This window comes from Stenotrophomonas sp. STEN033 (genome assembly GCF_056856655.1).
Genome location: NZ_JBXFWM010000124.1, coordinates 1 through 2,766, shown reverse-complemented (window position 1 = coordinate 2,766; position 2,766 = coordinate 1). Strand labels below are relative to the sequence as shown.

The following is a 2,766-nucleotide window of genomic DNA, read 5'->3' as shown; positions in this document are numbered from 1 at the left end:
CCTTGCAGTGTGCCCGAAAGGACCGTAGTGCCGAGGCATGCTCGGCAGGGGCTTTACCAGCCAAAGCGGCCCTCACCCCAACCCCTCTCCCGTGAACGGGAGAGGGGCTAAGCTGTAGTGCCGAGCCATGCTCGGCCGAGGCTTTGCCGGGTAGTGCCTAGCAATGCTGGGCAGGGCCGTTGCCGGTGAATCCTCTTGCCGAGCATGGCTCGGCACTACATTTCGTTGCACCGGTGAAGCCCCTTGCCGCGCATGGCTCGGCACTACAATCGTGCGGGTTCTTGATATTAGTCATCGAGAAAGCAGGCCCGCTGCGCGGAACATGGAACTACCCCCGAAGCCGGATAGTTCGCACCATGCTCAGCCCCACCCAACGCGACCTGATCAAAGCCACCGTCCCCTTGCTGGAGACTGGCGGCGAAGCGCTGACCAAGCATTTCTATGGCCAGATGCTGAGCCAGAGCGACGTCGCGCGCCCGCTGTTCAACCCCTCGCACCAGAGCAGTGGCGACCAACCGCGTGCGCTGGCCAACTCGGTGCTGATGTATGCCAAGCACATCGACCGCCTGGAAGCGCTGGGTCCGCTGGTGGGGCAAATCGTCAACAAGCACGTTGCCCTGCAGATCCTGCCGGAGCACTACCCGATCGTCGGCCACCACCTGCTGGCCTCGATCCGCGAAGTACTGGGCCCGGACGTGGCCACCGACGAGATCATCGACGCCTGGGGCGCGGCCTACCAGATGTTGGCCGACCTGCTGATCGGTGCCGAGGAAGAAGTCTACGCAGCCAATGAAAAGGCCCCGGGCGGCTGGCGCGGTGCACGCACGTTCCGCGTTGCCGAGAAGGTGCCAGAGAGCGCGGAAATCACCTCTTTCCACCTGGTACCGGTTGATGGCGGCGCGGTGGTGGATTTCAAGCCCGGCCAGTACATCGGCATGAAGCTCGAGCTCGACGGCGAGGAAACCCGCCGCAACTATTCGTTGTCGCGTGCAGCCAACGGCGTCGGCTACCGCATCAGCGTCAAGCGCGAAGGCAACGGCAAGGTGTCCAACCATCTGCACGACAAGGTACAGGTCGGCGACACGCTGGAGTTGTTCGCCCCCGCAGGCGATTTCACCCTGGTTGCCGGCGAGCGCCCGATCGCCCTGATCAGCGGAGGCGTCGGCATCACCCCGACCCTGCCGATGCTGGAGCAGGCACTGGCCAGCGGCCGCCAGGTGCATTTCATCCATTGCGCACGCAATGGCCAGGTGCATGCGTTCCGCGAGTTCATCGCCGACCAGCAGAAACAGCACCCGCAGCTGCGCAGCTACACCTGCTACAGCGAGGCGCTGCCGGGTGATGCTGGCGACGCGGAGGGTTTCCTCAGCCGTGAACTGCTGGAGCAGTGGCTGCCGGCCGAGCGCGATCTGGACGCCTACTTCCTCGGGCCGAAGCCGTTCATGGCGCAGGTGAAAAAGCTGCTGCGCGAAGTCGGCGTACCGGAAGCGCAGAGCCGTTACGAGTTCTTCGGCCCGGCCGCTGCGCTGGAAGCCTGAGCGGCGCAGCCGCAAACGTGTGCGAGGTAGGAGGCCGGCGGGGAGACCCGCCGGTCTTCTTTGTTGTGGCGGCTACGCAAGCGCAGGCGGCAGCGCTAGGATGCGGCATCGCTCACTGCCGGGGGAAACGCATGAACGTCTATGCCGTAGTGTTGGCCGCTGTATCGAGTTTCCTGCTGGGCGGCTTGTGGTATTCCCCCGTCCTGTTCGGCCGCGCCTGGAACCGCGAGAACGGTGGTGAAGTCCCGCAAGGGCATCCGGGCAAGGTGTTCGGCGTGGCCTTCGTGTTCTCGCTGCTGGCAGCGTTCGCCTTCGCCTGGTTTGTCGGGCCGCAGCCTGAGCTGCGCAAGGCCCTGCTATGCGGGCTGGTGGCCGGCTTCGGGATGGTCGCGGCCAGCTTCGGCATCAACTATCAATTTGCCCAGCGCAGCGGAAAGTTGTGGGCGATTGATGGTGGTTACCACACCGTACAGTTCGTGCTGTTCGGCCTGATCCTCGGCCTGTGGCACTAACCCAGCACTAACAGCCGCCGCTGTTGCTGTTGCTGTTGCTGTTGCTGTTGCTCTAGCCCCCTCCCTTTGCCGCAGGCAAGGGGAGGGCTGGGGAGGGGTAGCCTTCGCCTTTGCAGTTGCCTTCGCCTTTGCAGTTGCCTTCGCCTTTGCAGTTGCCTTCGCCTTTGCAGTTGCCTTTGCCTCTGCAGTTGCCTCTGCTTTTGATCTACCGGGCCCCTTCCGCAGCGACGGAGCTGACGGACAAGACCCCGCATGGGGCGACGTGCAGGACGCACGTCGTTTTTCGACGATACAAGGATGTATCGTCGAAAAATCCCGGCAGCGGAGTGGACCTGGAGCGCGTCGCGCGGAAGGCGCGTAGGCAGGGTGTGCTTTCTTTGGGCCACCTTTCTTTGCACAAGCAAAGAAAGGTGTGCTCGCGCGCCGCAGGCGGGCGAAAGCCTTTGATCTTGATCTTGATCTTGGTTGCCGTTGCCGTTGCCGTTGCAGTTGCAGCTGCAGTTGCAGCTGCAGTTGCAGTTGCAGTTGCAGCAAGAGCAAGAGCAAGAGCAAGAGCTTTCTCTCCCCTTCGGGGAGCGAGTTACTTTTCTTTGCTTGTGCAAAGAAAAGATAACCAAAAGAAAGCACACCCTGCCTCCGCGCCCACGCCGCTACGCGACGCGGGTCCACTCCGCCAGCGGGATTTTTCGACACGACCTCCCTGTCGTGGCGCTAAA

At 63.0% G+C, this 2,766-nt stretch carries 3 protein-coding genes; all 3 read left to right on the top strand.

Annotation, left to right across the window (positions count from 1 at the left end):
- Positions 1-356: 356 nt before the first annotated feature.
- Complete coding sequence (hmpA, locus tag AC1VXC_RS21005; protein ID WP_481538998.1) at positions 357-1,538, top strand: NO-inducible flavohemoprotein; 1,182 nt, start codon at positions 357-359, stop codon at positions 1,536-1,538.
- Between the two features lie 131 nt (positions 1,539-1,669).
- Complete coding sequence (locus AC1VXC_RS21000; protein WP_481527331.1) at positions 1,670-2,050, top strand: DUF1761 domain-containing protein; 381 nt, start codon at positions 1,670-1,672, stop codon at positions 2,048-2,050.
- Between the two features lie 483 nt (positions 2,051-2,533).
- Positions 2,534-2,766 (top strand): hypothetical protein (locus AC1VXC_RS20995; protein WP_482995089.1); only part of this gene is annotated, 233 nt, incomplete at its 3' end.